The organism is Rathayibacter sp. AY1E3 (assembly GCF_002932235.1).
Lineage (GTDB): Bacteria > Actinomycetota > Actinomycetes > Actinomycetales > Microbacteriaceae > Rathayibacter.
In genome coordinates, this window is record NZ_PSVN01000053.1 from 1 (window position 1) to 728 (window position 728).

Sequence of the window (728 nt, forward strand, 5' to 3'; positions counted from 1 at the left end):
TCACCGACGCGCAGAATCTCGTCCGAAGGGAAGCGGAACGGGTTGAGGTAGAACAGGTCATCGGCCGTCATGTCGAATCGTGCCGCGACGTCCTCTGCGAGGTCGTTGCGAGCGACCGTGTACGACGTCGGCATTCCGTCCGTCGATGTCGTTTCGCCACGCGCTGCTGCACGCGGCCCGGCGTCCTGGGCGACGAGATCACTGCGTTGAGGCTTCACGCTCCATTGGACGTCAGCGACAGCAATGATCCTCATCGAGCAGTCGGGGTCGTTCTGGGGCTTGGTGGTGATGACGAGCTGATCGATCGCTGTCGGGTCGCCGTGGAACTCTGCGAGGTTCCGCCAGGCCTTGTAGGGCTTCCCTGGCTCCGCATCCGCGAGACCCATTGGGAAAGCAATGTCGAAACAGGTGGCGCCCTCATCGATCGGGTCCAGCGCTGCGATGACCGCAACGGAACCTGAGGAAGATGCGGTCGCGGCGGGAATGTCGAGCTCGTCTGATGCCAGAGCCAGCCGGCCATCAGCCGCACTCAAACGGATGCTGCCGGCCGTCCCATCGCTCCCCGTGAACGTTGCCACGCCAAGGTCACCGGTCAGTGCGGCGTCGGAGCTGCTGTCTGTGGACACCGGAGGCGGAGCCGGCGGTTCAGGCTGTGGCGTGCATCCCGTGACGACGATCAGGCATGCTGCGATCGCGACCGTTTTTCGCGCCTTCGAGAATGTCCCCAC

The 728-nt window shown here is 64.1% G+C and carries 1 pseudogene; it reads right to left on the minus strand.

The features are described 5' to 3' along the window. A pseudogene (locus tag C5C53_RS16720) lies at positions 1-626 on the minus strand (hypothetical protein); the annotation flags it as partial. Positions 627-728 lie beyond the last annotated feature (102 nt).